At 66.9% G+C, this 26,969-nt stretch carries 26 protein-coding genes and 1 pseudogene; 11 read left to right on the top strand and 16 right to left on the bottom strand.

Going from position 1 to position 26,969, the window contains the following annotated elements:
- Positions 1-35: 35 nt before the first annotated feature.
- Positions 36-2,723: pseudogene (gene acnA, locus H8B22_RS00245) on the bottom strand (aconitate hydratase AcnA); the annotation flags it as partial.
- A 322-nt stretch (positions 2,724-3,045) separates the two neighbouring features.
- On the opposite strand from acnA, the gene H8B22_RS00240 reads away from it, so the two are divergent.
- From H8B22_RS00240 to acnB, 3 genes are read left to right on the top strand one after another with little or no spacing between them, the layout of a single operon-like run.
- Positions 3,046-3,303: an AbrB/MazE/SpoVT family DNA-binding domain-containing protein gene (locus tag H8B22_RS00240; RefSeq protein ID WP_187712174.1), complete on the top strand. Its 258-nt coding sequence runs from the start codon at positions 3,046-3,048 to the stop codon at positions 3,301-3,303.
- The gene (locus tag H8B22_RS00235; RefSeq protein ID WP_225876225.1) at positions 3,300-3,713 is read left to right on the top strand and encodes a type II toxin-antitoxin system VapC family toxin; all 414 of its coding nucleotides are present in this window, start codon (positions 3,300-3,302) and stop codon (positions 3,711-3,713) included. Before H8B22_RS00240 ends, H8B22_RS00235 begins: the two co-directional genes overlap by 4 nt.
- 54 nt (positions 3,714-3,767) lie before the next feature.
- Positions 3,768-6,356 carry a bifunctional aconitate hydratase 2/2-methylisocitrate dehydratase gene (acnB, locus tag H8B22_RS00230; protein WP_187712173.1) on the top strand — a complete coding sequence of 863 codons (2,589 nt, stop codon included), beginning with the start codon at positions 3,768-3,770 and terminating at the stop codon, positions 6,354-6,356.
- 91 nt (positions 6,357-6,447) lie between these two features.
- Here acnB and H8B22_RS00225 read toward each other — a convergent pair whose 3' ends face one another.
- Genes H8B22_RS00225 through H8B22_RS00210 form a run of 4 tightly spaced genes read right to left on the bottom strand, consistent with a single transcriptional unit; the run spans position 6,448 to position 9,202 of the window.
- Positions 6,448-7,047: a DUF489 family protein gene (locus H8B22_RS00225; RefSeq protein WP_407060859.1), complete on the bottom strand. Its 600-nt coding sequence runs from the start codon at positions 7,045-7,047 to the stop codon at positions 6,448-6,450.
- Between the two features lie 17 nt (positions 7,048-7,064).
- Positions 7,065-8,183: a tRNA 2-thiouridine(34) synthase MnmA gene (mnmA, locus tag H8B22_RS00220; protein WP_187712171.1), complete on the bottom strand. Its 1,119-nt coding sequence runs from the start codon at positions 8,181-8,183 to the stop codon at positions 7,065-7,067.
- The gene (locus tag H8B22_RS00215) at positions 8,180-8,644 is read right to left on the bottom strand and encodes an NUDIX hydrolase (protein WP_187712170.1); all 465 of its coding nucleotides are present in this window, start codon (positions 8,642-8,644) and stop codon (positions 8,180-8,182) included. Before H8B22_RS00215 ends, mnmA begins: the two co-directional genes overlap by 4 nt.
- Before the next feature lie 54 nt (positions 8,645-8,698).
- Positions 8,699-9,202: a type III secretion system chaperone family protein gene (locus H8B22_RS00210; protein WP_187712169.1), complete on the bottom strand. Its 504-nt coding sequence runs from the start codon at positions 9,200-9,202 to the stop codon at positions 8,699-8,701.
- A 96-nt stretch (positions 9,203-9,298) separates the two neighbouring features.
- On the opposite strand from H8B22_RS00210, the gene clpS reads away from it, so the two are divergent.
- Together clpS and clpA are read left to right on the top strand one after the other, a co-directional pair.
- On the top strand, positions 9,299-9,619 hold the full coding sequence (clpS, locus tag H8B22_RS00205; protein WP_187712168.1) for an ATP-dependent Clp protease adapter ClpS: 321 nt from the start codon (positions 9,299-9,301) through the stop codon (positions 9,617-9,619).
- Between the two features lie 167 nt (positions 9,620-9,786).
- Positions 9,787-12,069 (top strand): ATP-dependent Clp protease ATP-binding subunit ClpA, encoded by a 2,283-nt coding sequence (gene clpA, locus H8B22_RS00200; RefSeq protein ID WP_187712167.1) that lies wholly within the window; start codon positions 9,787-9,789, stop codon positions 12,067-12,069.
- Positions 12,070-12,148: 79 nt separating this feature from the next.
- Here the strand turns inward: clpA and H8B22_RS00195 are convergent, their stop codons facing one another.
- The 6 genes from H8B22_RS00195 to trxB all read right to left on the bottom strand — a co-directional run bounded on the left by H8B22_RS00195 (position 12,149) and on the right by trxB (position 16,739).
- Positions 12,149-12,505 carry a hypothetical protein gene (locus H8B22_RS00195; RefSeq protein ID WP_187712166.1) on the bottom strand — a complete coding sequence of 119 codons (357 nt, stop codon included), beginning with the start codon at positions 12,503-12,505 and terminating at the stop codon, positions 12,149-12,151.
- A 198-nt stretch (positions 12,506-12,703) separates the two neighbouring features.
- The gene (gene infA / locus H8B22_RS00190) at positions 12,704-12,922 is read right to left on the bottom strand and encodes a translation initiation factor IF-1 (RefSeq protein ID WP_031372296.1); all 219 of its coding nucleotides are present in this window, start codon (positions 12,920-12,922) and stop codon (positions 12,704-12,706) included.
- A gap of 97 nt (positions 12,923-13,019) precedes the next feature.
- The gene (gene aat, locus H8B22_RS00185; RefSeq protein WP_187712165.1) at positions 13,020-13,772 is read right to left on the bottom strand and encodes a leucyl/phenylalanyl-tRNA--protein transferase; all 753 of its coding nucleotides are present in this window, start codon (positions 13,770-13,772) and stop codon (positions 13,020-13,022) included.
- A 44-nt stretch (positions 13,773-13,816) separates the two neighbouring features.
- On the bottom strand, positions 13,817-14,935 hold the full coding sequence (locus H8B22_RS00180; protein ID WP_407060817.1) for a GNAT family N-acetyltransferase: 1,119 nt from the start codon (positions 14,933-14,935) through the stop codon (positions 13,817-13,819).
- Positions 14,936-14,940: 5 nt separating this feature from the next.
- On the bottom strand, positions 14,941-15,780 hold the full coding sequence (locus H8B22_RS00175) for a hypothetical protein (RefSeq protein ID WP_187712163.1): 840 nt from the start codon (positions 15,778-15,780) through the stop codon (positions 14,941-14,943).
- 5 nt (positions 15,781-15,785) lie between these two features.
- Positions 15,786-16,739, bottom strand: a complete 954-nt coding sequence (gene trxB, locus H8B22_RS00170) for a thioredoxin-disulfide reductase (RefSeq protein ID WP_187712162.1) — start codon at positions 16,737-16,739, stop codon at positions 15,786-15,788.
- Between the two features lie 352 nt (positions 16,740-17,091).
- Here trxB and H8B22_RS00165 point away from each other — a divergent pair, with 352 nt between their 5' ends.
- The 4 genes from H8B22_RS00165 to crcB all read left to right on the top strand — a co-directional run bounded on the left by H8B22_RS00165 (position 17,092) and on the right by crcB (position 22,380).
- Positions 17,092-19,461, top strand: a complete 2,370-nt coding sequence (locus tag H8B22_RS00165; protein ID WP_187712161.1) for a DNA translocase FtsK — start codon at positions 17,092-17,094, stop codon at positions 19,459-19,461.
- 117 nt (positions 19,462-19,578) lie between these two features.
- A complete protein-coding gene (gene lolA / locus H8B22_RS00160; RefSeq protein ID WP_187712160.1) occupies positions 19,579-20,214 on the top strand; it encodes an outer membrane lipoprotein chaperone LolA in 636 nt (211 codons plus the stop codon).
- 351 nt (positions 20,215-20,565) lie between these two features.
- Complete coding sequence (locus H8B22_RS00155) at positions 20,566-21,918, top strand: replication-associated recombination protein A (RefSeq protein WP_187712159.1); 1,353 nt, start codon at positions 20,566-20,568, stop codon at positions 21,916-21,918.
- Positions 21,919-21,987: 69 nt separating this feature from the next.
- Positions 21,988-22,380, top strand: coding sequence for a fluoride efflux transporter CrcB (crcB, locus tag H8B22_RS00150; RefSeq protein ID WP_187712158.1), 393 nt, complete (start codon positions 21,988-21,990; stop codon positions 22,378-22,380).
- 152 nt (positions 22,381-22,532) lie between these two features.
- Here crcB and H8B22_RS00145 read toward each other — a convergent pair whose 3' ends face one another.
- The 5 genes from H8B22_RS00145 to H8B22_RS00125 form a co-directional block, all read right to left on the bottom strand.
- The gene (locus H8B22_RS00145) at positions 22,533-23,174 is read right to left on the bottom strand and encodes a hydrolase (protein ID WP_187712157.1); all 642 of its coding nucleotides are present in this window, start codon (positions 23,172-23,174) and stop codon (positions 22,533-22,535) included.
- A 294-nt stretch (positions 23,175-23,468) separates the two neighbouring features.
- Positions 23,469-24,032 (bottom strand): NADPH-dependent FMN reductase, encoded by a 564-nt coding sequence (locus tag H8B22_RS00140; RefSeq protein ID WP_187712156.1) that lies wholly within the window; start codon positions 24,030-24,032, stop codon positions 23,469-23,471.
- Entirely contained in the window at positions 24,029-24,424 is a 396-nt protein-coding gene (locus H8B22_RS00135; protein WP_187712155.1) for a DoxX family protein, read from the bottom strand. Before H8B22_RS00135 ends, H8B22_RS00140 begins: the two co-directional genes overlap by 4 nt.
- Positions 24,425-24,455: 31 nt before the next feature.
- The gene (locus H8B22_RS00130) at positions 24,456-24,596 is read right to left on the bottom strand and encodes a hypothetical protein (RefSeq protein WP_187712154.1); all 141 of its coding nucleotides are present in this window, start codon (positions 24,594-24,596) and stop codon (positions 24,456-24,458) included.
- Positions 24,597-24,802: 206 nt separating this feature from the next.
- A complete protein-coding gene (locus H8B22_RS00125; protein WP_187712153.1) occupies positions 24,803-25,492 on the bottom strand; it encodes a hydrolase in 690 nt (229 codons plus the stop codon).
- Between the two features lie 169 nt (positions 25,493-25,661).
- Between H8B22_RS00125 and H8B22_RS00120 the strand changes: the two genes are divergently transcribed.
- On the top strand, positions 25,662-26,567 hold the full coding sequence (locus tag H8B22_RS00120; RefSeq protein WP_187712152.1) for a LysR family transcriptional regulator: 906 nt from the start codon (positions 25,662-25,664) through the stop codon (positions 26,565-26,567).
- A 74-nt stretch (positions 26,568-26,641) separates the two neighbouring features.
- Positions 26,642-26,887, top strand: coding sequence for a hypothetical protein (locus H8B22_RS00115; protein WP_187712151.1), 246 nt, complete (start codon positions 26,642-26,644; stop codon positions 26,885-26,887).
- The last annotated feature ends 82 nt before the right edge of the window (positions 26,888-26,969 follow it).

Here is a 26,969-nt window from a genome sequence, read left to right as displayed (position 1 = left end):
TGCAGGATGCCGCCGTGGCGGAAGTACTCGACTTCCTTCGGCGTCAGCAGCAGCACCTTCGCCTCGAAGCGGATCTCGCGACCGTCCGGCTTGCGCGCCGTGACCGTCGCCGTCTTCGATGCGCCGTCGGCGAGCCCCGTGATGTCGATGGTTTCCGAGCCGTCCAGCCCCAGCTTCTGCGCGTTCTGGCCGTCGCCGAAGGCCAGCGGCAGCACGCCCATGCCGACCAGGTTGGAGCGGTGGATGCGCTCGAAGCTCTCGGCGACCACGGCCTTCACGCCCAGCAGGTTCGTGCCCTTGGCCGCCCAGTCGCGCGAGGAGCCGGTGCCGTACTCCTTGCCGGCGAACACCACCAGCGGCACGCCGTCGGCCCGGTAGCGCATGGCGGCGTCGTAGATCGACAGCTTCTCGGTCGCACCGTGCGCGCCGTGGTAGAGCGTGTTGCCGCCTTCCTCGCCGCCGAGCATCAGGTTCTTGATGCGGATGTTGGCGAAGGTGCCGCGCACCATCACGTCGTCGTTGCCGCGGCGCGAGCCATAGCTGTTGAAGTCGGCCGGCTGCACGCCGCGCTCGATCAGGTAGCGGCCCGCGGGCGAGTCCTTCTTGATGTTGCCTGCCGGCGAGATGTGGTCGGTGGTGATCGAGTCACCGAACAGGCCCATCACGCGCGCGCCATGCACGTCGTCGATCGTGCCGACCTGCATGGTCATGTTGTCGAAGTAGGGCGGGTTCTTGATGTAGGTCGACGCAGCGTCCCACCGGAAGGATTCGCCTTCAGGCGAGGCGATCTGGTTCCAGCGCGAATCGCCCTTGAACACGTCGGCGTAGTTCTGCGCGAACAGCTCCGGACCGACCGTCGCGGAAATCACGTCGCCGATTTCCTTGTTGCTTGGCCAGATGTCGCGCAGGAAGACATCCTTGCCGTCGGCCGTGTGGCCGATCGGATCGTTGGTGAGATCGATATCGACCGTGCCCGCCAGCGCGTAGGCCACCACCAGCGGCGGCGACGCGAGGTAGTTCATCTTCACCTCGGGATGCACGCGGCCCTCGAAGTTGCGGTTGCCCGACAGCACCGACGCCACGACGAGTTCGTTCTCCGCGATGCCCTTGGACACTTCGTCCGGCAGCGGGCCGGAGTTGCCGATGCAGGTGGTGCAGCCGTAGCCGACCACGTAGAAGCCGAGCTTTTCCAGGTCGGCGAGCACGCCGGCCTTCTTCAGGTAGTCGGTCACCACCAGCGAGCCCGGGCCGAGCGAGGTCTTTACCCACGGCTTCGCCTTCAAGCCCAGCTTCACCGCGTTGCGCGCGAGCAGCCCCGCGCCGAGCATCACCGCCGGGTTCGAGGTGTTGGTGCACGAGGTGATCGCCGCGATCACCACCGAGCCGTCGTGCAGGTCGGCGTCCTGGTCCTTGATGCGGATCTTCGACTTGGGCTTCGCCGCGAGGTGCTCGGCCTGCGGCTGGTCGCCGCCTTCGCCGATCAGGCGTTCGACCGATTCGCGGCGCGGCTTGCGGTTGGCGGTCAGGCCTTCGAGGTTGACGAGGAAGTTGTCCTGCACCGCCTCCAGCAGCACGCGGTCCTGTGGGCGCTTGGGGCCGGCCAGCGACGGCTTGACGTCGCCGAGGTCGAGTTCGAGCGTCGCGGAGTAATTAGCGTGCGGCGAGCCGGGTTCGTGCCACAGACCCTGCACCTTGGCATAGGCCTCGACCAGTGCGATCTGTTCGTTGCTGCGGCCGGAAAGGCGCAGGTAGTTCAGCGCCTCGGCATCGATGGGGAAGATGCCGCAGGTCGCACCGTATTCGGGCGCCATGTTGGCGATGGTGGCGCGATCGGCCAGCGGCAAGTGCTGCAGGCCGTCGCCGTAGAACTCGACGAACTTGCCGACCACGCCCAGCGCACGCAGCATCTGGGTGACGGTGAGCACGAGATCGGTTGCGGTCGTGCCTTCCGGCAACCTGCCGGTGAGCTTGAAGCCGACCACCTGCGGAATCAGCATCGACGAGGGCTGGCCCAGCATCGCCGCCTCAGCTTCGATGCCGCCCACGCCCCAGCCGAGCACGCCGATGCCGTTGATCATGGTGGTGTGCGAGTCGGTGCCGAAGACGGTGTCGGGGAACGCCTGCAGTGCGCCGTCGACCTCACGTTCCATCACCACGCGCGCCAGGTTCTCCAGGTTAACCTGGTGCACGATGCCGGTGTTCGGCGGCACCACCTTGAAGTTCTGCAGCGCTTTCTGGCCCCAGCGCAGGAAGCTGTAACGCTCCTTGTTGCGCTCGAACTCGATCTTGCCGTTGAGCTCCAGCGCGTCGGCGCGGCCGAACACGTCGACCTGCACCGAGTGGTCGATCACCAGTTCCGACGGAATCAGCGGGTTGATCTGCTTCGCACTGCCGCCGAGTTTCGCCACCGCGTCGCGCATCGCCGCCAGGTCGACCACACAGGGCACGCCGGTGAAGTCCTGCAACACCACGCGCGCCGGCATGAAGGCGATCTCGGTATCCGGTTCCTTCTTCGCATCCCACTGCGCGACGGCTTCGATGTGTTCCTTGCCGACCGTCATGCCGCCGTCTTCGTGGCGCAACAGGTTCTCGAGCAGGATCTTCATCGAGTACGGCAGCTTCGACAGGTCGAAGCGCTTCCCGAGCTCGGGCAGGCTGAAGTAGGTGTAGGACTTGCCGTTGACCGCGAGCTGGGCGCGGGTGGCGAAGGAGTCGAACGACATGAGGGGGCTCCTTGTTCTGGTGCGGCTGGCGAGGTGGGGCGCCTCTGGGGCTGGCACGCCTGCCGCAGGACGGGGCCGTACGGCATGACGCGACGATTATGAACATGTCGGAGCGGTTCAGGCGCAGGCCGTGTGAATAGTTTGGCCGCAGTGTTTCAGAATGTCACGCAAAGCATTGTTATTAAAGAAAATAATTCAAAAATGTGACGTGTGTGACTGGCGCCAAGCGCCGCCGAAACGCCGGTCGCAGTTCGGCGCTCCGGCGTTTGAGTATGAATCGACAGGTATGTAAAATTCATGCATACCGAACGGGAGCCAGTCCATGGAAGCCACCGTCGCCGAACGAGGGCAGATCACCCTGCCCAAGGCAGTGCGTGACGCGCTGGGCCTGACCAAGGGCACGCTGCTCAAGGTGGAACTGGAAGGCAACCGCATCGTCCTGCGCAAGAGCGTGGACGACGCCGTGTCCCGCGCACGCGGCCGCTTCAGGCTCGATGGCTTCGACTCCACCGACCAGGCGATGCGGGCGATCCGCGCGCCGGGCGAACCGGGCCAACCCGAAGAACCGGGTGAGGCGTGAGCGGCACCACGATCGCCATCGACGCCTCGGTGCTGATCGACCTGCTGGCCGACGGCCCGCAGGCCGACGCCGCCGAAGCGTGCCTGCGCCAATCCCTGAGCAACGGCCCCGTAGTGATCTGCGATGTCGCCCTGGCCGAAGTCTGCAGCGCGCTGCATGACGGCGCCGAGGCGTTGGCGGTGCTGGAGGAAATGAGCATCCGCTTCAGTTCCATCGAATCCAAGTCGGCGCTGCGCGCGGGTGAGATGCAGCGCCGTTACCGCCAGCGGGGCGGGGCACAGGCGCGGACGCTGCCGGACTTCCTGGTCGGTGCGCACGCACTGCTGCAGTGCGACGGCCTGATTACCCGCGACGACGCCTTCTACAAACAGTATTTCAAGGGACTCAAGCTGATCGTTCCGACTGCTTGAGTACCCGGCTTTGACCAGAAAACCTTTTCAACACCGCCACACATGGAGTTCCTGATGCTTGCTGCTTACCGCCAACACGTCGCCGAACGCGCCGCGCTGGGCATTCCGCCCCTGCCGCTGACCGCGCAACAGACCGCCGACGTCATCGAACTTCTGAAGAACCCGCCGGCTGGCGAAGAACAGTTCCTGCTGGACCTGATCACCAACCGCGTCCCGGCCGGCGTCGATGACGCCGCCAAGGTCAAGGCCTCGTACCTGGCTGCCGTCGCGTTCGGCACCGAGAAGAACGCGCTGATCTCGCGCGAGCGCGCCACCGAACTGCTGGGCACAATGCTCGGCGGCTACAACATCCATCCGCTGGTCGAACTGCTGGACGACGCCCAGGTCGGCGCCGTCGCCGCGAACGCGCTCAAGCACACGCTGCTGATGTTCGACGCCTTCCACGACGTGCAGGAAAAGGCCGAGAAGGGCAACGCCAACGCCAAGGCCGTGCTGCAGAGCTGGGCCGATGCCGAATGGTTCACCAGCAAGCCGGAAGTCCCGGCCAGCATGACCATCACCGTCTTCAAGGTGACCGGCGAAACCAACACCGACGACCTGTCGCCGGCCCCCGATGCCACCACGCGTCCGGACATCCCGCTGCACGCGCTGGCGATGCTGAAGAACGCCCGTGACGGCATCACCCCGGAAGAAGACGGCAAGCGCGGTCCGGTCGCCTTCATCGAATCGCTGAAGGACAAGGGCCACCTGGTGGCTTACGTCGGCGACGTCGTGGGTACCGGTTCCAGCCGCAAGTCCGCCACCAACTCGGTGCTGTGGTTCACCGGCGAAGACATTCCGTTCATTCCGAACAAGCGCTTCGGCGGCGTGTGCCTGGGTTCGAAGATCGCGCCGATCTTCTACAACACCATGGAAGACGCCGGCGCGCTGCCGATCGAACTCGACGTGTCGCAGATGAACATGGGCGACATGGTCGAGCTGCGTCCGTACGACGGCAAGGCGATCAAGGACGGCCAGGTCATCGCCGAGTTCGCGGTGAAGTCCGACGTGCTGTTCGACGAAGTGCGTGCCGGTGGCCGCATTCCGTTGATCGTCGGCCGCGGCCTCACCGCGAAGGCGCGTGAAGCGCTGGGCCTGCCGGCATCAACGCTGTTCCGCCTGCCGCAGAATCCGGCCGACACCGGCAAGGGTTATTCGCTGGCGCAGAAGATGGTCGGCCGCGCCTGCGGTCTGGCCGAAGGCCAGGGCATCCGTCCGGGCACCTACTGCGAACCGAAGATGACCTCGGTGGGCTCGCAGGACACCACCGGTCCGATGACGCGCGACGAACTGAAGGACCTGGCGTGCCTGGGCTTCTCGGCCGACCTCGTCATGCAGTCGTTCTGCCACACCGCCGCCTACCCGAAGCCGGTCGACGTCAAGACGCACCACGAGCTGCCGGCCTTCATCAGCAATCGCGGCGGCATCGCGCTGCGCCCGGGCGACGGCGTGATCCACAGCTGGCTCAACCGCATGCTGCTGCCCGACACGGTCGGCACCGGCGGCGACTCGCACACGCGTTTCCCGGTGGGTATCTCGTTCCCGGCCGGTTCGGGCCTGGTCGCGTTCGCCGCGGCCACCGGCGTGATGCCGCTGGACATGCCGGAATCGGTGCTCGTCCGCTTCAAGGGCGAAATGCAGCCGGGCGTCACCCTGCGTGACCTCGTCAACGCGATCCCGCTGGCCGCGATCAAGCAGGGCCTGCTGACCGTCGCCAAGCAGGGCAAGAAGAACATCTTCTCCGGCCGCATCCTCGAGATCGAAGGCCTGCCGCAGCTGAAGGTGGAGCAGGCGTTCGAGCTGTCCGACGCTTCGGCCGAACGTTCGGCCGCCGGTTGCACGGTGCATTTGGACAAGGCGCCGATCATCGAATACATCAACAGCAACATCACGCTGCTGAAGTGGATGATCGCCGAAGGCTACGCCGATCCGCGCTCGCTGCAGCGTCGCATCAAGGCGATGGAAGCGTGGCTGGCCAACCCGCAGCTGCTGGAAGGCGATGCGGATGCCGAGTACGCCGCGGTCATCGACATCGACCTCAACGAAATCGTCGAGCCGATCCTCGCCTGCCCGAACGATCCGGACGACGTGAAGACGCTGTCCGACGTGGCCGGCGCCAAGATCGATGAAGTGTTCATCGGCTCGTGCATGACCAACATCGGCCACTTCCGCGCGGCTGCGAAGCTGCTGGAAGGCAAGCGCGACATCCCGACCCGCCTGTGGGTCGCACCGCCGACCAAGATGGATGCCTCGGAGCTGACGAAGGAAGGCCATTACGGCACCTTCGGCACCGCCGGTGCGCGCATGGAAATGCCGGGCTGCTCGCTGTGCATGGGCAACCAGGCGCAGGCGCGTGAGGGTGCGACGGTGTTCTCGACCTCGACCCGCAACTTCCCGAACCGCCTGGGCCGCAACACCAACGTGTACCTGGGTTCGGCGGAACTCGCCGCGATCTGCTCGCGCCTGGGACGCATCCCGACCCGCGAGGAGTACATGGCGGACATCGGCGTCATCAACACCCAGGGTGCCGAGATCTACCGCTACATGAACTTCGACCAGATCGAGGAATACCGCGAAGTGGCGGACAAGGTCGCTGCGGCCTGATCGGCGCAACGGCTGCATGAAGAAAAGCCCCGGCATGCCGGGGCTTTTTCTTTGCGTCGCGAGGGCGCGAATCGAGGGGCGTGGCGCGGCGTCAGGCCAGCAACTCGTCCACCACATGCCCCATCGCCCGCTTGCGCAGCAGGAAGTCCCACAGGCTGCCGCCCAACTGTCGCCACAGCACCGCCGAGCGCACGGCCGACAGCAGCACGGCGCGCACCTCGGCCACGACGGCGGCCTGCCCGAGGTAGTGCGGGTTGCCCTGCACGAGGACGCGCGGGCGCAGGTGGCTGAGCGTGTCCGCGTACAGCAATCCCAGCGCCGTGAGCACGTCGGGGTGCGACGCGCCCAGGCGCTGCGCGGCTTCGTCCAGCGCACGGATGCCGGTGAGCACGCGTTCGACCATGTCCTCGTCGCGGACGAAGCGGCGTTCGAGCTGGATCACCGCGAGCGCAAGGCGCGGCAGTTGTTCGTCGGGCATCGCGCCGTTGAAGTAGTCGCGCAGCAGCATCAGGCCGGTGCGGACCGCGCGCTCACCGCCGTAGACGTCCGCGGCATCGGTGGCGTCGATGCGGAACACCGAATCGAGCGCCGTCACCAGCACGTCCGCGTGGGCCTGCCCGGTATCGGCGATGCGCCGTACCTGTGCCAGCGCCTGTACCAGCCCGGCGAGGGCGAGCATGCGGTCGGACATCGGATCGAGACGGTCGGTCATGCAGCGTGTTCCCGGAGGCGCTGTTCCAGCGCGGCGTCGGTGGAGGCGATCACGGCGCCGCCGAGGCAGACATCGCCGTCGTAGAGCACGAGGGATTGCCCGGGGGTGACCGCGCGTTGCGGTTCGGAGAAATGGACGTCCATCGTGCCGTCGTCGCGCACGATCACTTCGCACGCCTGGTCCGGCTGGCGGTAGCGCGTCTGCGCGTGGCACTGGAAACGCGGGGAGGGCGGGGCGCCGGCGATCCAGTGCGCGGCTTCCGAGCGCAACGCGCGCGAGTACAGGTACGGGCTGTCCACGCCCTGGTCGACGTACAGCACGTTGCTCGCCACGTCCTTGCCGACCACGTACCAGGGCGCCGGCTCGAAGCCGCGCACGCCGCCGATGTTCAGTCCTTCGCGCTGTCCGAGCGTGAAGTAGAAGACGCCGGCGTGCTCGCCGAGGCTATGGCCTTCGGGCGTGCGCATCTCGCCGGTGCGGGCGGGCAGGTAGCGGGCGAGGAATTCGCGGAAGTCGCGCTCGCCGATGAAGCAGATGCCGGTGGAATCCTTCTTGGCGTGGGTCTGCAGGCCGGCGTCGCGGGCGATGGCGCGTACGTCGCTCTTAAGAATCTCGCCGAGCGGGAAGCGGGTCGCCGACAACTGCTTCTGGCCGAGCTGATGCAGGAAGTAGCTCTGGTCCTTGCTGCGGTCGGCGGCCTTCAGCAGCCGGGCCTGGCCGCCCTCGTGCGCGACGCGCGCGTAATGGCCGGTCGCGATGTATTCCGCGCCCAGCTCGTGCGCCGCGTCGAGGAAATACTTGAACTTGATTTCGCGGTTGCACAGCACGTCCGGGTTCGGCGTGCGGCCCGCGGCGTATTCGGCGAGGAAGTGCGCGAACACCCCGTCCCAGTATTCGCGGGAGAAGTCGCGGAAGTGCACGGGGATGCCTAGGCGGCCGCAGACCGCGACGGCGTCGCGGCGGTCGTCCTCGGCGCGGCAGTCGCCGCTGCCGTCGTCGGCCCAGTTCTGCATGAAAAGGCCGGCGATCGGTTCGCCGGCGTCGCGCAGGCGCAGGGCGGCTACGGACGAATCCACGCCACCCGACATGCCCACGATGGTGCGTGCCGTGCTCATTCCAGGTGCTGCAGGATTTCCAGGGGCTGGCGCCGGCCGGCGAGGAAGTCAGACACCACCCGCCACACCAGCGGGCTGCGGTGGCGCGCGGCTTCCGCCTGCAGTTCGCCGGGCGTGAGCCACAGCGCCCGGACGATGCCCTCATCGAGCGGGCGGCCGGGGTGATGGCGGAGCGGTTCGGCGGCGAAGGCGAAGCGCAGGTAGTGACGCCCCGTCTCCGGCGCCTTCCACTGGTAGGCGCCGACGAAGGCGGTCAGGCGCACGTCCCAGCCGGTTTCCTCCAGCGTCTCGCGCAGGGCGGCGGCGACCAGGCTTTCGTCGGGTTCGAGGTGTCCCGCCGGCTGGTTGAGCACCAGGCGGCCACTGGCCGTCTCTTCCACCATGAGCAGGCGGCCGTCGTCGACCACGACCGTCGCAACGGTCACGTCGGGTTGCCAGAAGCGGCCTTGGCGGTAGGTCATCGGGTCAGGTTCGCGGGGTTGGCGTCATGGGCGTCGGGCAGGCCTGCCATGCGCTCAGAACTCGTCCTTGCCGGGCGTCAGCTCCTGCTCCATCTCGTCGGCGGAGCGCAGGGCGGCCTCGACGGCGTCATCGAGTTCGGCAGCCGTCGCGTCGGCACGCAGCTTGACCACGAACACCGCGTAACGGCCCTGCTTGGCCCAGCTCCCCAGCTTGCTCTCGTGCGACGCCTCGAGCAGGCGGTTGGCGACCTTGGCCGGGAATTCGTCGCTCGTCGCCAGGTAGGCGGGCGACCAGATCTCGCGCACCTGGTGCGCGCCGTAGGTTTCCACCGGCGAGCGTACGAACACGAGCTGGCTGCGACCGTCGTCCTTCTCGTCCAGGCCGAAGGTCAGGCGGAAGTCGCCTTCCTCGTCCACGTCGTACTTGTATTCCAGCCGGTCCAGGAGCTGCCTCACCGAGGCGTCGCCCGACGGGGTGGCCGCTTTCGCCGGTTCGGCCGCGTTGACGATGGAAGAACCGGCGAGAAACAGCAGCGTGGCAGCGGCAAATGTACGCATCGGGTGTCCGGGGCAGGTCGAGGCCTGCCATTGTGCGGGCGGCGCGCGGAGGCGTCCATCGAACCGCTGGCGGGTGCCATTTCCTATAATTCACCCATGACGAAGAGGACCGAACACGAACACAGCCATGGCGTCATGGTCGAAACCGGCAAGCCGGAAGTCGCCCGCCCGCCGCTGTATTCCGTGCTGCTGCTGAACGACGACTACACCCCGATGGACTTCGTGGTGGAGGTGCTGATGCGCTTTTTCTCCTTCAATGCGGAAAAAGCGACCCAGATCATGCTGCACGTGCATACCCGGGGCCGCGGTGTTTGCGGCGTCTTCACCCGCGAAGTTGCCGAATCCAAAGTGGCGCAGGTGAACGAATATTCAAGGCTCAACCAGCACCCCTTGCTCTGCACGATGGAAAAGGCCTAAAACAAACCGGAAGGACGTTGTACCGGATGTGCTGAGAGCATTGTGCTGAAGAGTGCCACGCAGCGTTCCGAAAGCCTGAGGGGGCTGGCATGGAAATGGCCAGTTGCTGTCCCCAGATAGGGTTGCAGCAAGATTTTCGGCAAACGTTTTCCGGAGGCTATCGCCCCATGTTCAGCAAGGACCTCGAATACAGCATCGGCCAGTGCTACAAGCGCGCCCGCGAGGCGCGCCATGAGTTCATGACGGTCGAGCACCTGTTGCTTGCGTTGCTCGACAACCCGTCGGCCGAAGCCGTACTGAAAGCGTGCCACGCGGACTTCCCGCGGCTGCGCACCGACCTCGAGCAGGCCATTTCCACGTCGGTCGCGCGGCTCGCCGACGACGATGGGCGGGACACCCAGCCGACGCTCGGGTTCCAGCGCGTGCTGCAGCGCGCCGTCTACCACGTCCAGTCCTCGGGCAAGAAGGAAGTCACCGGCGCCAACGTGCTGGTGGCGATCTTTGGCGAGAAGGACTCGCACGCCGTCTATTTCCTCAACCAGCAGGACATCGCACGCCTGGATGTCGTCAATTACCTCTCCCACGGCATCGCCAAGCAGGGCGGCGACGAGTCGTCCCCGCAGCCGGACGAAGGTGATGCGCGCCAGGGCGAGGCCGGCGAGGGCGAGGTCAAGGGCGATGCCCTGGCCGAGTTCGCGGTCAACCTCAACCAGCTGGCCCGCGAGGGCCGGATTGACCCGCTGGTGGGACGCGTCAACGAAGTCGAGCGCACGATCCAGGTCCTGTGCCGCCGTCGCAAGAACAATCCGCTCTACGTCGGCGAGGCCGGCGTAGGCAAGACCGCGATCGCCGAAGGCCTGGCCAAGCGCATCGTCGACGGCGACGTGCCGGAGGTGCTGGCCGACGCGACGATCTATTCGCTCGACCTGGGCGCGCTGGTCGCCGGCACCAAGTACCGCGGCGACTTCGAGAAGCGCCTGAAGGCCGTGCTCGCGCAGCTGAAGAAACTGCCCGACACCATCCTCTTCATCGACGAGATCCACACGATCATCGGCGCCGGTTCCGCCTCGGGCGGCACCATGGATGCGTCCAACCTGATCAAGCCGGCGCTGGCGTCGGGCGAGCTGCGCTGCATCGGCTCGACCACGTTCCAGGAATACCGCGGCATCTTCGAGAAGGACCGGGCGCTGGCCCGCCGCTTCCAGAAGATCGACATCGTCGAACCGACGGTGGGCGAGACCGTGGAAATCCTGCAGGGCCTCAAGCCCCGCTACGAACAGCACCACGGCGTCACCTACGCCGACGAAGCGCTGCAGGCCGCGGTCGACCTTTCCGTGAAGCACCTGGGCGACCGGCTGCTGCCGGACAAGGCCATCGACGTGATCGACGAAGCCGGTGCCCGCCAGCGCCTGCTGCCGGACGACCAGCGCAAGACGCTGATCGACACCGAGGAAATCGAAACCATCGTTGCCAAGATGGCGCGTATCCCGACCAAGCAGGTGTCGGCGTCGGACAAGGACGTGCTCAGGAACCTCGAGCGCAACCTGAAGATGGTGATCTTCGGCCAGGATCCGGCGATCGATACCCTGACCTCGGCGATCAAGCTCGCCCGCTCGGGCCTGGGCAATCCGGACAAGCCGATCGGCAACTTCCTCTTCGCCGGTCCCACCGGCGTGGGCAAGACCGAGGTGACCAAGCAGCTCGCGCTGCAGCTGGGCATCGAGCTGGTCCGCTTCGACATGTCCGAATACATGGAGCCGCATTCGGTCAGCCGCCTGATCGGCGCGCCCCCGGGTTACGTCGGCTTCGACCAGGGCGGTCTGCTGACCGAGAAGATCGTCAAGACGCCGCACTGCGTGCTGCTGCTGGACGAGGTGGAAAAGGCGCATCCGGACATCTTCAACATCCTGTTGCAGGTCATGGATCGCGGCATCCTCACCGATACCAACGGCCGCGAAGCCAACTTCAAGAACGTGGTGCTGGTGATGACGACCAATGCCGGCGCGGCCCAGGCCTCGCGGCGCTCGATCGGGTTCACCCGCCAGGACCATTCGACCGATGCGATGGAAGTGATCCGTCGCGCCTTCAGCCCGGAGTTCCGCAACCGCCTCGACGCGGTGGTGCAGTTCCAGGCGCTGGGCTTCGAACACATCCTGCGCGTGGTCGACAAGTTCCTGATCGAACTAGAAGCCCAGCTGCACGAGAAGAACGTGACGCTGACGGCGACGCCGACCGCCCGCGACTGGCTGGCCCAGCATGGCTTCGACCCGCTGATGGGCGCACGGCCGATGGCCCGCGTGATCCAGGACAAGATCAAGCGCCCGCTGGCGGACGAACTGCTGTTCGGCAAGCTGGTGGGCGGTGGTCGCGTCACCATCGACGTCCGCGACGAAGAGCTGGTCGTCGAAGCGCAGCCCGAGCCGGAGAAGCTGTTGCCGGTCACGGTGTGATCGCGGACTTCCGCAACAGACAAAAGGCGGCCGATGGCCGCCTTTTTGTTGTCCGCGTTGCTGGCGGCGTGTCCCCGCGTCAGCGACGTCGCTGGTAGCGCAGGTAGGTGGCCTCGTCGATCACTTCGGCCCGGGTCGCCTTGCACTTGCCGGTATTGGTTTCGATCTGGGTATCGCGCGGGCAGATGCGTCCCGACTGCGATTCCGCCTGCAATTCGAAGCTGGTGGCCAGGGAGAGTTTGTCGCAGCGGTCGGCCTGGAGCCGGTAATAGGTATCGCCGTCGCGGACCAGCACGTACTGGTTGCCGAAGCGCGAAATCTGCTGGTTGCCGCTGAGCGTGGCGCACTCCTGGATGGCCTGCGCCGGTGCGGCGAAGGCGGTTCCGGCGCAAAGGGAGGTGAGTGCGAGCGCCGCGATGCGAAATGCTGCGTTCATGGGCAGTCCTTGGGTCGGCCCGGGATCGGGCCGAAGCAAGGTAGGGCGCCGATGCGGCCGCCGAATCTGGAGGAGGTCAGCCTGACGACCGGCACCGTGCACCAAGTCATGGCTGTGTGACAGGAACGAAAAAGGCGGCCAGTGGCCGCCTTTTTGTCGATCGGATCCCGCGCTTCGCCCGGGATGACGCCGTTGGCGTCACTTCATGCGGTAGGTGATGCGACCCTTGGTCAGGTCGTACGGGGTCATTTCGACCTTCACCTTGTCGCCGGTCAGGATGCGGATGTAGTTCTTGCGCATGCGGCCGGAGATGTGGGCAATGATCTCGTGGCCGTTCTCGAGGCGCACGCGGAACATGGTGTTCGGAAGGGTTTCCGCCACCGTGCCCTCGAATTCGATCACATCGTCTTTTGCCATGAAGTTTCCAGTTGACTCTGGGAGGCGGGCGCAAGCGCGCCGCGAAGCCGGGCATTCTGCCACAAAAGCCGGCGTGATGTCGGGCCGGGTTGCCGGTTCAGTCGTGACCGGCTGGCGCCAGTTCAGCAGCGCCCAGCGTGCCGAAGCGTTCGGTCCACGCGCCGGCGGGTGCCGCCAAGGAATCCGCTGTCAGCTCCGCGACGGTGGCCAGGAAACGCGCCCGTGGCCAACGTTCGGCGCCCATCGACAGCAGGTGGTCGTTCTCGACCTGCGCATCCAGCAGCGGCCAGTTCCACTCCCGCATCCGCTGGGCGAGGGCGCCAAGGGCGACCTTGGAGCCACCCGACTCGGCGCTGTACATGCTCTCGCCGAAGAACATCCGGCCGATCGCCACGCCGTACAGCCCACCGACCAGGCGGTCGCCGGCGAATACCTCGATCGAGTGCGCATGGCCGAGCTCGTGCAGCTCGCGATAGGCCTCGATCATCTCGTCGGTGATCCAGGTGCCGCGCTGGCCTGCGCGCGGCATCCGCGCGCAGGCATCGATGACCCCGTCGAACGCCGTGTCGGCACGGACCTGCCAATCGCTGTGGCGCAGCCAGCGCCGGAATCGCGAGGACAGCCGCACGCCGTCGCTGCGGAACACGGTGCGCGGGTCGGGGCACCACCACAGGATCGGCTGGTCTTCCGAGTACCAGGGGAAAATGCCGTGGCGGTAGGCGTTGAGCAGGCGTTGGGGGGTCAGATCGCCGCCGATCGCCAGCAGCCCGTCCGGATGGCGCAGTGCGGTCTGCCCGGGCGGGAAGGGCGCCTCCGGGTCGGCCGGCAATGCAGGCAAGCGGATCGACATCGCCGCATCATCCCTCAGGCAGGCGGCAGGAAGCGAGACCGCCGTCAGCCGCGCCGGAACGGAGAGTGCGTGGCGAGCGTGGCGGCATAGCGCTGCACGGATGCCGTCTCCTGCCCGCACCAGTCGCGCAGGGCTTCACGGAAGGCTTCGTCGGCGACCCAGTGGCGGCTGTGCACGAAGGCCGGCAGGAAGCCGCGCGCCAGCTTGTGCTCGCCCTGCGCGCCGGGTTCGAAGCGGGTGAGGCCCTCGCGCAGGCAGTACTCGATGCCCTGGTAGTAGCAGGCCTCGAAATGCAGGCCGGGGACGTGCTCACTCGCGCCCCAGTAGCGGCCATGAAGCGTATCGCCGCCGCGCAGGCACAACGCCCCGGCGATCGTTTCGCCATCCCGTTCGGCGAGCAGCAGCAGCAAGGCGCGCGGCATCGCCGTGGCCAGGTGCTGCAGGAACGGCAGTGTCAGCGCCGGATGATTCCCGTATTCGGCGAACGTCCGCCGGTAGAAACCATGCATCGTCGCCAGGTCGGCAGCGCTCGCCTCGTCGCCGTGGACATGGCGGAAGCGCACGCCGGCGCGCGCCACCTTGGTGCGCTCCTGGCGGATGTTCTTGCGATGCTTGTGGTCGAACGCGGCGAGGAAATCGTCGAAGTCCCGCCACCCGGCGTCGTTGCGCCAGTGGTACTGGACGTCGGTGCGGGCCAGCCAGTCCGCGTCGAATGCATCCGCCGGTTCGGCATGGAAGTTGATATGCGCCGAGGAATAGCCTTGCTCACCGCACAGGGTCCGCATGGCCTGCAGCAGGGCGCGGCGATGCGCCGCGTCGGTCGCCAGCAGGCGCGGCCCGGTCACGGGCGAGTAGGGCACGGCGCACAACCACTTCGGGAAGTAGTCCTGCCCGTAGCGCGCGTACGCGTGCGCCCAGGCGTGGTCGAACACGAACTCGCCGTGCGAATTGTCCTTGGCGTAGCCGGGGGCGGCGGCCACCAGTTCATCGCCTTCCCACAAGGTCAGGTGGCGGGGTGTCCATCCCCACTCCGCGCGTAGGCAACCGTATTGTTCGAGCCCGGCGAGGAAGGTGTGACGGACGAAAGGGTTGCTGCCGTCATGGAGTGCATCCCACTGCGCCCCATCCACGCTGGAAAGGTCGGACAGTACGCGGGGATGCAACGCCGTCACTGCGCGAACGGATCCTTTTCCGGGCGCCAGAGCGAAAGGTCCTGTGGCAGTACGAGCGGCAGGCCGCGGCCATCGCGGCAGGGCACGCCAACCTGCGGCACGAGCTCGACAACACGCTGCAGCACGGTGGTCAGCTTCCCGGCATCGGCTGTGTCGTTCGTGGACAGGACCTCAACCGTCGCGGGGCAGGTGTGCACGGTCAGGCGGATATTGACCTCTTCCGCCGAGCGTCGGCGGGCGAACTCCTGCCAGTGGTGGGGCAGGCGCTGCGCCAGCAGTTCGGCGAGCGTTTCGTTGTAAGCGTAGGCCGACTGTTGCTCGGCCTCAGGCAAGCCTTCCAGCGATGCCTGCGCCTTGAATTCGTCGAACGTCGTGAAGGTAATGATGCGCGCCTGACTCCGGACCGCATCCAGCAGTTCGAAAGCCTGCAGATGGCTCTGCGACAGGCCCCAGCCCATCGCAGCATGGATCGCCAGCAGCGTATTACCTTGGCGGTCGTTCTCCTCGGCACCTTCACGCAGGTAATCCGCGGCCATGTGCAGGCGATCGTCGCCCAGGCTGCCTTCGACCATCTGGCACAGCGTCCACCAGATGCCGAGCTGGCGCTTCGATTGCAGCTTGCCCTGTGCGGCGGAGGCGAGATTTCCCTCATACGCCACCAGCACCGCGTGGTGGATGTCGCGCGGATTGTCCAGTCGCCTGCGCTGCCCGCCGTTGAGGCTTTGCTTCCATGCCGACAGCGTCGCCGGGTCGCGGCAAAAGATGCCTCCTGCGACGGCATCGCTGGCGGCGAGCGCCAGCAACGTCGCAACTAGCAAAGCGGCGATCCGTGACACCGCTATCAACCTTCCTTGTCCAGGAACTTCTCCGCATCCAGCGCCGCCATGCAGCCGAAGCCGGCCGACGTGATCGCCTGGCGGTAGACCTGGTCGGCCACGTCGCCGGCGGCGAACACGCCGGGGATGTTGGTGGCGGTGGCTTCGCCGCCCAGGCCGGTGCGGATGGTGATGTAGCCGTTCTTCATGTCGATCTGGCCCTCGAACAGCGTCGTGTTCGGGGTGTGGCCGATGGCGACGAACAGGCCGTGGATGGCAAGGTCGCGCGACGAACCGTCCTGCACCGACGTCACCCGCAGGCCGGTCACTCCGGCATCGTTGCCGAGCACTTCGTCGACGACGTGGTGCCACACCGGTTCGATCTTGCCGGCCTGGATCTTGGCCTGCAGCTTGTCCTGCATGATCTTCTCGGCGCGCAGCGTGTCGCGGCGATGCACCAGGTAGACCTTGCGGGCGATGTTGGACAGGTACAGCGCTTCCTCGACCGCGGTGTTGCCGCCGCCGATCACCGCCACGTCCTGTTCCTTGTAGAAGAAGCCGTCGCAGGTCGCGCAGGCCGACACGCCGCGCCCCTTGAACGCCTCTTCCGAGGGCAGGCCGAGGTACTTGGCCGTGGCGCCGGTGGAGATGATCAGGGCGTCGCAGGTGTACTCGCCGCTGTCGCCGATCAGCTTGAACGGGCGGCGCGACAGGTCGGCGGTGTGGATGTGGTCGAACACGACTTCGGTATCGAAGCGCTCGGCGTGCGCCTGCATGCGCGCCATCAGGTCCGGGCCCATCAGGCCGTGGGCATCGCCCGGCCAGTTGTCGACTTCCGTCGTCGTCATCAGCTGGCCGCCCATCTGCAGGCCGGTGATCACCAGCGGCTTGAGGTTCGCGCGCGCCGCGTAGACGGCGGCGGTCCAGCCCGCGGGACCGGAGCCGAGGATGATCAGGCGGGAATGCTTGGATGGAGTCATGTCTGTTCGCGAAGTTGGACGCGCGTCGGGCGCAGGAGGCCACGGGGCCTTGGGACGCAATAGAGTGGCGGTGGCTCCAGGGCATTACAAGGCGAAGCCGCGGCATCGCAGTGTTGCGCGCGGCGATGCGGCCTGCGATGCAGAGCGGGATGATCCATTGCAACGCAGGCGGGGCGGAATGGCGCCGGATGCCACGCGCCCAAGGCCGGGGCGGCTGCCTGACCGAGACCGGTTCCCGCTATGCTCGTGGCGCCCGCCGCACGCAGGCGGGACCCGCCGAAGTTATTCCCCGGTGCCGGTTTTTCCCGTATCTTCAACGACTAACAGAATCTAGCTCAGGCAGAACCTCACTGTGGCGCAAGCCCCCGCAGCAACCCGCAAGAAGGCGAAGGCGGAAAACTCTGGCAAGGAGCGCGCACCGCCGTCGCCGCGTCGCCAGAGGCTCATGCGCGATATCGCGCTGATCCTGATCGCGCCGTTGCTGCTGTACCTGATGGCGAGCCTGTTCACCTATTCGTCGACCGACCCCGGGCTCACGCATTCCGGAAGCCTGACCGCACCGCTCCACAACGTGGGTGGGCTGGTGGGCGCGCAAGTTGCGGACGGCCTGTTGTTCCTCACCGGCTATGTCGCCTTCATTCTTCCGATCATGCTCGGCTTCATCGCCTGGATCGCCCTGTTCGGCATGGATGCGGACGGTGATGGTGATGCGGACCTCGGCCCGGCGCTGCGCCTGGTCGGCATCGTCGGGTTCCTGGTCTCGGCGACCGGCCTCCTGCACCTGCGTGCCGTGGGCCCCGACTATTTCCCCGCCGGCGCCGGCGGCATCCTCGGCAGCCTGGTCGGCAGTTCCCTGCTCAAGGGGTTCGGCCCGATGGGGGCGAACCTGTTCACCCTGGCCCTGTTCCTGATCTCGGTGACGCTGGCCACCGGGCTGTCCTGGCTGACGGTCATGGACAAGCTGGGGCAGTGGACGCTTGCGCTGGGGCCGTTGCTCGGCAAGCTGTTCCGCCGCGGTAGCCAGCAGGCGACCGAATGGCAACAGACGCGCGCCTTCCGCGAGGAGCGCGAGGAAGCACGCAAGGTCGATACCCAACTGCGCGCCAAGCGCGAGCCGGTGAAGATCGAACCGCCGCCGGCACCGGTGGTGGAGAAGAGCGAGCGCGCCAAGCGCGAGACGCAGATCCCGCTGTTCCATACCGGCGATGGCACCGGCATCCCGCCGCTCGCGCTGCTGGACGATCCCAAGCCGCAGCCGAAGGGTTACAGCGAGGAAACGCTGGAAACCCTCTCGCGCCAGATCGAATTCAAGCTCAAGGACTTCCGCATCGATGCGCAGGTGGTCGGCGCCTATCCGGGCCCGGTCATCACCCGCTTCGAACTGGAGCCCGCGCCGGGCATCAAGGTCAGCCAGATCAGCACGCTCGACAAGGACATCGCGCGCGGCTTGTCGGTGAAGTCGGTGCGCGTGGTCGACGTGATCCCCGGCAAGTCGGTGATCGGCCTGGAAACGCCGAACACCTCGCGCGAGATGATCTTCCTCTCCGAGCTGCTGCGTTCGAAGGAATACGACAAGTCCACCAGCCCGCTCACCCTGGCGCTGGGCAAGGACATCGCCGGCCGCCCGACCGTTGCCGACCTCGCGCGCATGCCGCACCTGCTGGTCGCCGGCACCACCGGTTCGGGCAAGTCGGTTGCGGTCAACGCGATGGTGCTGTCGCTGTTGTACAAGGCGTCCGCCAAGGACCTGCGGATGCTGATGATCGACCCGAAGATGCTGGAACTCAGCGTCTACCAGGGCATCCCGCACCTGCTGGCGCCGGTCGTGACCGACATGAAGGAGGCCGCCAACGGCCTGCGCTGGTGCGTGGCCGAGATGGAGCGCCGCTACAAGCTGATGTCGGCCGTGGGCGTGCGCAACCTGGCCGGCTTCAACAAGAAGGTGAAGGACGCCATCGACGCGGGCCAACCGATGATGGATCCGCTGTTCAAGCCGAACGCCGAGCTGGGCGAGGCGCCGCGTCCGCTGGAAACGCTGCCGTTCATCGTCATCTTCATCGACGAATTCGCCGACATGATGATGATCGTCGGCAAGAAGGTGGAGGAGCTCATCGCCCGCCTGGCGCAGAAGGCTCGCGCCGCCGGCATCCACCTGATCCTCGCCACGCAGCGTCCGTCGGTCGATGTCATCACCGGCCTGATCAAGGCCAACATCCCCACGCGCATTGCCTTCCAGGTGTCGAGCAAGATCGACTCGCGCACCATCCTCGACCAGTCCGGCGCGGAAACGCTGCTCGGCCACGGCGACATGCTGTACCTGCCGCCGGGCACCGCCTTGCCGGAACGCGTGCACGGCGCCTTCGTCAGCGACGAGGAAGTGCACCGCGTCGTCGAACACCTCAAGCAGATCGGCGGCGGCCCGGATTACATCGAAGGCGTGCTGGACGAAGTGCAGACGCTGGGCGATGGCGTGGTCGTCGGCGCCACCGGCCTGCCGGAAAGCGGCGGTGGCGCGGGCGACGAATCCGATCCGCTCTACGACGAGGCCGTGCGCATCGTCACCGAGACGCGCCGTGCCTCCATCTCCGGCGTGCAGCGCCGGCTGAAGATCGGCTACAACCGCGCCGCGCGCCTGATCGAGGCGATGGAAGCGGCCGGCGTGGTGACGCCGCCCGAACACAACGGCGATCGCAGCGTGCTGGCGCCGCCGCCACCGAAGTAATCGAGTCGCGCGACAACTGAACCGACGTCCGGCTCCAAGCCAGCGCCTGCGCCGGTCATCCCGTCTCGTTCAGTTTCCTCGCGCCAGACTCTCCCCCAGGTTTTCCCGGAGTCGTCCATGAACCGAATCTTCAAGTTCGCGTTGACCGCCACGCTTGCGGCGGCCGTTGTTCCCGGCGCCGCGTTCGCCGGTGCACGCGATGACCTTGCCACGTTCACCAAGGGCCTGAAGGGCCTCGACGGCCAGTTCGCCCAGCAGGTGTTCGATGCCAAGGGCAAGCTCAAGGAGAGCTCCAGCGGCAAGGTCGCCTTGTCCGCGCCGCGCCTGTTCCGCTGGGAATACGTGAAGCCGTACCCGCAACTGATCGTCGCCGACGGCAAGACCGTGTGGGTCCACGACCCGGACCTGCAGCAGGTCAGCAAGCGTCCGCAGGGCGCCGAGGAACAGAACAGTCCGCTGTCCGCACTGATCGACCCGGGCAAGCTGGACGCGCAGTTCGTGGTGAAGGAAGACGGCGCCACCGGCGGCCTGGAATGGCTGGTGCTCGCGCCCAAGGGCAACGCGGCCGATGCGAGTTTTCGTACCGCGCGCCTGGGATTCGGCAAGACCGGCCTGGTGAAGATGCAGGTGGTCGACATGCTGGGCCAGCGCACCGAAATCAGCTTCAGCGGCTGGAAGCGCAATCCGTCGTTCCCGGCGAACACCTTCCGCTACACACCGCCCAAGGGCGTAGACGTCATCGGCGAGGGGTGAGGGCTGCATGCGCTGCCCTATCGGCAGCGCATGCAGCCCGAACGCCCGGCCATGGATGGCCGGGCAGGACGATCCGAAGCCGACACGGTCGCGCCATGGATGGCATCGGTTGAGCCATGACGAAACGGGATTGCGCTGCCTTATCGGCAGCGCATGCGGCCCCGAACGCCCGGCCATGGGTGAGTGCAAGGCGCTCGCGAGGCATGCCTCGCGCCATGCGCGAACGTCCCACGCGCTGCGCGGGGCCGGCCAGCCGGGCCGGACGATCCGAAGGCGGGGCAGTCGCGTCATGGACGGCATCAGCAAAGATGCCGTGGCACGAGAGTTCAGCCGGCGCCCTACAATTGCGCCATGCCCCGTCGCACCTCCCCGCCGGCCGAAGCCGCCGACCTGCTGACCGCCGATTCGGACCACCTGCGCCCCTTGGCCGAGCGCATGCGGCCGCGCGCGCTCGATGAAATGGTCGGCCAGCGCCGGCTGCTCTCGGCGAAGAGCGCGCTGCGCAAGGGCATCGAGTCCGGCCACGTGCACTCGATGATCCTGTGGGGACCGCCGGGCTGCGGCAAGACCACGCTGGCGCTGCTCCTGGCGCAATACGCCAATGCGGAGTTCCAGGCGATTTCCGCGGTGCTCTCCGGCCTGCCGCAGGTGCGCGAAGTGCTGGCCGAAGCCGCCGCGCGCTTCGCCGCGGGACGCCGGACGGTGCTCTTCGTCGACGAGGTGCACCGCTTCAACAAGGTGCAACAGGATGCGTTCCTGCCGCACATCGAACGCGGCACGATCATCTTCATCGGCGCGACCACCGAGAACCCGTCGTTCGAGCTCAATTCCGCGTTGCTGTCGCGCTGCCGCGTGCATGTCATGGAAGCCGTGTCGGCGGACGACATCGCGGTGGCGCTCAAGCGCGCGCTGCTCGACGGCGAGCGCGGCCTGGGCGATCGCAACCTGCAGGTCGGCGACGAACTGCTGCAGCTGATTGCCACCGCCGCCGACGGCGACGTGCGTCGCGGCCTGACCTTCCTGGAGATCGCCGCGGACCTCGCGGGCGAGGAGGGCGCGATCACCGAAGCGACGCTGGAGCAGGTGCTCGCCGATCGCACCCGCCGTTTCGACAAGGGCGGCGAGCAGTTCTACGACCAGATCTCGGCGCTGCACAAGAGCGTCCGCAGCTCCAATCCCGATGCCGCGCTGTACTGGCTTGCGCGCATGTTCGACGGCGGCGCCGATCCCAGCTACCTGGCGCGACGGCTGACACGCATGGCGATCGAAGACATCGGCCTGGCCGATCCCCGCGCACTGCAGATGGCGATCCACGCCTGGGACACCTACGACCGCCTCGGCAGCCCGGAGGGCGAACTGGCGCTGGCGCAACTGACCATCTACCTCGCCACGACCGCGAAATCGAATGCGGCGTACGCGGCCTTCAATGCGGCGCGCGCCGACGTGCGCGAATACGGAACGCAGGAAGTGCCGCTGCATATCCGCAATGCGCCCACGCGCCTGATGAAGCAGCTCGGTTACGGCAAGGGCTACCAGTACGATCACGACGTGGACGGCGGCATCGCGCTGGACCAGACCGGCTTTCCCGATGCGATGGGCGAGCGGGTCTATTACGAACCGGTCGAGCGCGGCCTGGAAATCCGCTTGAAGGAAAAGCTCGATGCGCTGCGGGCTGCACGCGAAGCCGCACGCGGCCGGCGCTGATCGCGGTGGCGTTGCCGGCATCGCCGGTATTGGGCAATCTCGATTGAAACCCGGGCGACAGGAAGGCCGATGAGTCTCTGGTTCCAGCAGTTGTGGCTCGTGATGCTCGGCGGTGCACTCGGCGCCGCGGGGCGCTACTGGCTGGGCGGCGTGATGCTGCGTCAGCTGGGCGCCGGTTTTCCATGGGGCACGCTTGCCGCGAACCTGCTCGGCGCCTTCGCCGGCGGTTTCCTGGCGGTGTGGCTCGAAGGCCGCGGCGCCTCGGCCCTGTACTGGCGGGCCTTCCTCGTCGTCGGCCTGCTCGGTGGCTTCACCACGTATTCGGCGCTGATGATCGAATGCCTGCTGTACTCGCGCTCGTCGCGCAGCGAACTGGCAATCGTGTACCTGCTGCTGACCTTGTTCCTCGGCCTGCTGCTGGTCTGGGGCGGTGCGCGACTGGGGCACATGCTGCGGCCCTGAACGGCATCGGCTGCCGCTCAGCTCGCCGCTTCGTCCAGCATCGACGTTCGGGTTCGTTACGGCCCAGGCGTGTGCGCGCGTCGCCGATCGCACATGAGACGCCGCGAACCGCCGGTCCGTGGAGCGGGCGTCGTCGCCCGCTCCGGCCAGGCTCATTCGCTGCGGTCGTAGGAGAACTGGATGCCGGCGGTGCCGCCGGTTTCGATGAAGAGGTTCATGAAGGCCGGCACGGTTTCCTGGCGCTTCCAGTCGCGCTGCAGTTCGCAGAACAGCTGCGGCACGCTGATCATCTTCCCGCCCGCCTGCTCGATGCGGCGCAGCGCGGCTTCGTGCGCGGCGAGGGAAGTGCCGCCGACCGCATCCGCCACGACGTAGACCTCATAGCCTTCCTTGAGCGCATCCAGTGCCGGGAAGGTGAGGCAGGCCTCTGTCCACAGCGCGGTCATGATCAGCTTCCTGCGGCCGGTGTCTTCCACGGCCTTGCGGAATTCCACGTCTTCCCAGGAATTGATGGTGGTGCGGTCGTAGGTCGGGATCTTGTCCAGCGCCTTGCGCACCTGCGGGATCGGCGGCTTGTTGAGGCCGGTCTTCACGTTGACGGTGGAATGCACGATGGGCAGGCCATAGGCCACGGCCGCCTTCGCGGTGCCGACGATGTTGTTCACCAGCAATTGGCGATCCATCGAGGCGATGGAATTCACCTGCACGGGCTGGTAGTCGATGATGATGAAAGCGGAGTTCTGCGGCGTCAGCAGATGGTCGCTCTTCGGGTCGCGGATGGGTTCACTGGCCATGCGTTTCTCCTGCGTTGAGGGAGGACATTGGAGCGAAATGGCCCGGCGATCGCGTTGCCGCTGATGTTGGGCGACGGTGGAAGACAAGCGCGGCAGCGGAAAAAACCGCCACGCATGCAGCTTCGGAGCTGTACCGACTTGAATAGGGTGCGCACCCGGATCGGGGAATCCCCCGATCCGGTTAGTTGCCTGCGGGATATCCGGCTCGTGTGAAGGCGTTCGCCTGTTGCCCACCTGACTTCCGGCGCACCTGGCACTGGCGCCCGGAGCCGAGCGCCGCAAACCGATCCTCGCCTAGCGCGCCGCCTGCCGCGCGAAGTCCGCAAACCCGGCGAGGAATCCCTGCAGCTGCGCGAGCACGGCCGGATCGCGGATTTCGCCATCCGCACCGACCAACTGGCCCACCCGCGACACCATCAGGCGCCCGCCGGCCCAGTGGCGCACGCCCAGCGTGCGCAGCACCGGCAACCAGGCGTTCTGCGCGAGCACGGTGCCGAAGCCGCCCGGCGATGCGCCGATCACGGCGAAGGGACGGTCGCCGAACACGCGGCCGATGTCGGACGCCGGTCGCGAGACCCAGTCGACCGCGTTCTTGAAAACGCCGGGGATGCCGTTGTTGTATTCGGGCGTCACCAGCAACACGCCGTCGGCCGTCGCTATCTGCTCCTTGAGCGTGGCGACGGCCGCTGGCATGCCTTGCGCGTGCTCGAGGTCGCCGTCGTAGAGCGGGATCCCGTGCAGGGTGGCGAGCTGCACATCGAAATCGCTGCCCGCCGTGGCCGCCTGCGCCGCACGCAGCAGCGCGGTATTGAAGGAGCCGCGACGCAGGCTGCCGGAAATGCCGAGGATGGTGGTCATGCCTTTCCCTTGCCCATGCGCGCGTCGAGGCTGAGCGGACCGGCGCCATGCACCAGTGCCAGCAACATGCCACCGGCGATGCCGACGTTCTTGAAGAACTGGATGAACTGCATCTGGTCACCGATGTTGCGGTGGAACAGCAACGCCGACGCTAGCGCGAAGCCGGCCATTGCGAACGCCACAAGCCGCGTCTTGAAGCCGGCGATCAGGGCGAGCGAGCCGCCCACTTCCAGCAGGATGACCAGCGGCAACAGCATGCCGGGCACGCCCTGCGACTCCATGTAGCCCTGCGTGCCCGCGTAGTCGGACAGCTTGCCGATGCCGGACAGCAGGAAGAGCAGGGCAAGGCCGACGCGGCCCAGCAATTCGATGATCGGACTCAGCTTGTGCATGGCAGTGCTCCGGGGTTGGGTGGATGACGCATCAGGGACGACGTTCGCGCGCGGGCAACGCGCGGCTGACTTCGGCGGAGCGCGACGCGGTGCGTTCGACGGCCGGCCGTTGCGCGCAGGGGCCGCCCTCGGCCGATGGCGAGGCGGTGCAGAGGGCTTCGAGATTGCTCATGGCCGGGCCTCGGGTTGGCTGGCGATCGGGCGGGTGGGTGGGTTCGAAGCTACGGTTGGCCGGCCCCTGCATCGAGCGACCAACACGGCCACGGTAACCGAAGTGAAGGTCGGCTTCGCGCCTGCCACCAGCAGACGGCCGCCCGTTGACCCGGGGCGCGACACCCGGCGCCTTGGCGCCGGATGTCCTCGATGCCGATGCTGCCGTCAGCTGCGCTGCGAATCGAGCTGCTCGTGGTTCTTCTCGACGTCCTGCGCCTTCATGTAGCTCTCGATGAGCAGCTGGTAGTTCGGGAAGATCTGGGTGTAGACCTCGGCCCAGGCCATCGCATCTTCGCGGTGCCAGGTCTTCTGCAGTTCCGAGGCGACGGCGGCGGTGTCCATCGGCACCACGCCAGCCTGCACGACGCGGGCCAGGGAGATCTCCTGCGCCATCTTCGAGTACGTGCCCGAGGCATCGACGACCGCGAACACCTTGTAGCCGTCGTAGACGGCGGCGATTGCGGGGAATGCCATGCACACGCTGGTGATGGTGCCGGCGATGATCAGCGTCTTGCGCCCGGTCGCCTTCACCGCCGCGACGAAGTCGGGGTTGTCCCAGGCATTGATTTCACCCCTGCGCGCGACGTACTGCGCATGCGGCGCGTTCTGGTGGACCTCCGGGATCAGCGGGCCGTTCGGGCCCTGCGGCACGGACGCGGTGGTGATCACCGGGATCTTGCTCAGCGTGGCCATCTTCGCCAGTGCGGCGACGTGTTTGCGCAGCGCCGGCATCGGCATGTCCTGCACCACCTGGAACAGGCCGCTCTGGTGGTCGATCAGCAGCATCACCGCATCGTCGGGATCGATGACGGGGCGGGCGCCGTTGAAGTTGGCAACGTTGCTGGAAGCGTTCATCTGCAATGTCCTCGTGGGTTCTTTGAACGGCGAGCCCAGGGGAGGGCGCGGTTGCCTCGATCGAGCGCGCAGTCCGTCGAAGTGACGAAGACGATAGAAGTGGGACGATTGCGCCGGTAGTTAGCGGGATTTACCCTCACAGTCCCATTTGAGGAACGACGCGCGCCCAATGCAGGACCTCAACGACCTCTACTACTTCGTCCAGGTGGTCGAACACGGCGGCTTCGCGCCCGCGGGCCGGGCGCTGGGGATGCCGAAGTCGAAGCTGAGCCGGCGCATCGCGCTGCTGGAGGAACGCCTCGGCGTGCGCCTGATCATGCGCTCCACGCGCCACTTCTCGGTGACCGAAATTGGGCAGACGTTCTTCTCGCACTGCCGCGCGATGCTGGTGGAAGCGGAAGCGGCGCAGGAGGCCATCGAAGTCACGCGCACCGAGCCGCGCGGCGTGATCCGGGTGACCTGTCCGGTGATGCTGCTGGACGCGAGCGTGGGCGACATGATCGCCGCGTTCCTGCGCGACTACCCGCGCGTCGATCTCCACCTGGAAGCGACCAACCGGCGCGTGGACGTCATCGGCGAAGGCATCGACGTCGCCATCCGCGTGCGGCCGCCACCGCTGCAGGACAGCGACCTGGTGATGCGCTCGCTGGCCGAACGCAGCCAGTGCCTGGTCGCAAGCCCGGCGCTGCTCGAGCAGGCCGGCACCCCGGACGTGCCCGCGGACCTGACGCACATGCCGAGCATGGACCTGGGCGTGCCGCAGAACGAGCATGTGTGGAACTTGTTCGGCCCGGACGGCGCGCACGCCTCCATCCACCACCGGCCGCGCCTGATCACGCGCGGCATGCTCACACTGCGCACCGCGGCCCTGGATGGCGTGGGCGTGGTGCAGCTGCCGCTGATGATCGTCCGCGACCACCTGGCGCGTGGCGAACTGGTGCACGTGCTGCCGCAATGGGCGCCGCGGCGGGAGATCATCCACGCGGTATTCGCGTCCCGGCGCGGCCTGCTGCCGTCGGTGCGCACGTTCATCGACTATCTGGCCGAGCGCTTCCAGGAACTGCAGGAAGACTAGGCGCCGGTAGATCCGGCTTCACGTCATGCACTTCACGCAACGCGGGCTAATAACTTTCCGACGAGGACAGTGCCGTGATCGAAATCATCCTGCTGTGGGGCAAGAGCGACTACGCGATCGAGCACTGGGCGGAAGCGCCCGAGCTGGTCGAGTACAACGGCGTGGCGTTCTCACGCCGCGCCGGCCCACGCGACACGGTCGAAACCAGCCACGAACCGGTGGCGGTCTATGCGGCCGACGAGCTGACCGAAGAAGAATTCCAGGACCTGTTCTACCTGCTGCAGCCGAAGATTCCCGCGCTCGGCTTGAAGTTCTCCTGACGCGGCTGCACCGACCGGCACCGGTGCCAGCGCGGCTCGGCGCGGGTCGGCGCAGGACAGGACGCGCGGGCCGCAAGCGGCG

The organism is Lysobacter terrestris (assembly GCF_014489475.1).
GTDB classification, from domain to species: Bacteria; Pseudomonadota; Gammaproteobacteria; order Xanthomonadales; family Xanthomonadaceae; genus Agrilutibacter; species Agrilutibacter terrestris.
This window is presented reverse-complemented; position numbering and strand designations above follow the sequence as displayed.

Coding starts and splice junctions, on each gene's coding strand:
- H8B22_RS00240 (WP_187712174.1), top strand. CDS start 3,046: ATGGAAGCCACCGTCGCCGAACGAGGGCAGATCACCCTGCCCAAGGCA.
- acnB (WP_187712173.1), top strand. CDS start 3,768: ATGCTTGCTGCTTACCGCCAACACGTCGCCGAACGCGCCGCGCTGGGC.
- H8B22_RS00225 (WP_407060859.1), bottom strand. CDS start 7,047: ATGTCCGACCGCATGCTCGCCCTCGCCGGGCTGGTACAGGCGCTGGCA.
- mnmA (WP_187712171.1), bottom strand. CDS start 8,183: ATGAGCACGGCACGCACCATCGTGGGCATGTCGGGTGGCGTGGATTCG.
- H8B22_RS00215 (WP_187712170.1), bottom strand. CDS start 8,644: ATGACCTACCGCCAAGGCCGCTTCTGGCAACCCGACGTGACCGTTGCG.
- H8B22_RS00210 (WP_187712169.1), bottom strand. CDS start 9,202: ATGCGTACATTTGCCGCTGCCACGCTGCTGTTTCTCGCCGGTTCTTCC.
- clpS (WP_187712168.1), top strand. CDS start 9,299: ATGACGAAGAGGACCGAACACGAACACAGCCATGGCGTCATGGTCGAA.
- clpA (WP_187712167.1), top strand. CDS start 9,787: ATGTTCAGCAAGGACCTCGAATACAGCATCGGCCAGTGCTACAAGCGC.
- H8B22_RS00195 (WP_187712166.1), bottom strand. CDS start 12,505: ATGAACGCAGCATTTCGCATCGCGGCGCTCGCACTCACCTCCCTTTGC.
- infA (WP_031372296.1), bottom strand. CDS start 12,922: ATGGCAAAAGACGATGTGATCGAATTCGAGGGCACGGTGGCGGAAACC.
- aat (WP_187712165.1), bottom strand. CDS start 13,772: ATGTCGATCCGCTTGCCTGCATTGCCGGCCGACCCGGAGGCGCCCTTC.
- trxB (WP_187712162.1), bottom strand. CDS start 16,739: ATGACTCCATCCAAGCATTCCCGCCTGATCATCCTCGGCTCCGGTCCC.
- lolA (WP_187712160.1), top strand. CDS start 19,579: ATGAACCGAATCTTCAAGTTCGCGTTGACCGCCACGCTTGCGGCGGCC.
- H8B22_RS00155 (WP_187712159.1), top strand. CDS start 20,566: ATGCCCCGTCGCACCTCCCCGCCGGCCGAAGCCGCCGACCTGCTGACC.
- crcB (WP_187712158.1), top strand. CDS start 21,988: ATGAGTCTCTGGTTCCAGCAGTTGTGGCTCGTGATGCTCGGCGGTGCA.
- H8B22_RS00145 (WP_187712157.1), bottom strand. CDS start 23,174: ATGGCCAGTGAACCCATCCGCGACCCGAAGAGCGACCATCTGCTGACG.
- H8B22_RS00140 (WP_187712156.1), bottom strand. CDS start 24,032: ATGACCACCATCCTCGGCATTTCCGGCAGCCTGCGTCGCGGCTCCTTC.
- H8B22_RS00135 (WP_187712155.1), bottom strand. CDS start 24,424: ATGCACAAGCTGAGTCCGATCATCGAATTGCTGGGCCGCGTCGGCCTT.
- H8B22_RS00130 (WP_187712154.1), bottom strand. CDS start 24,596: ATGAGCAATCTCGAAGCCCTCTGCACCGCCTCGCCATCGGCCGAGGGC.
- H8B22_RS00125 (WP_187712153.1), bottom strand. CDS start 25,492: ATGAACGCTTCCAGCAACGTTGCCAACTTCAACGGCGCCCGCCCCGTC.
- H8B22_RS00120 (WP_187712152.1), top strand. CDS start 25,662: ATGCAGGACCTCAACGACCTCTACTACTTCGTCCAGGTGGTCGAACAC.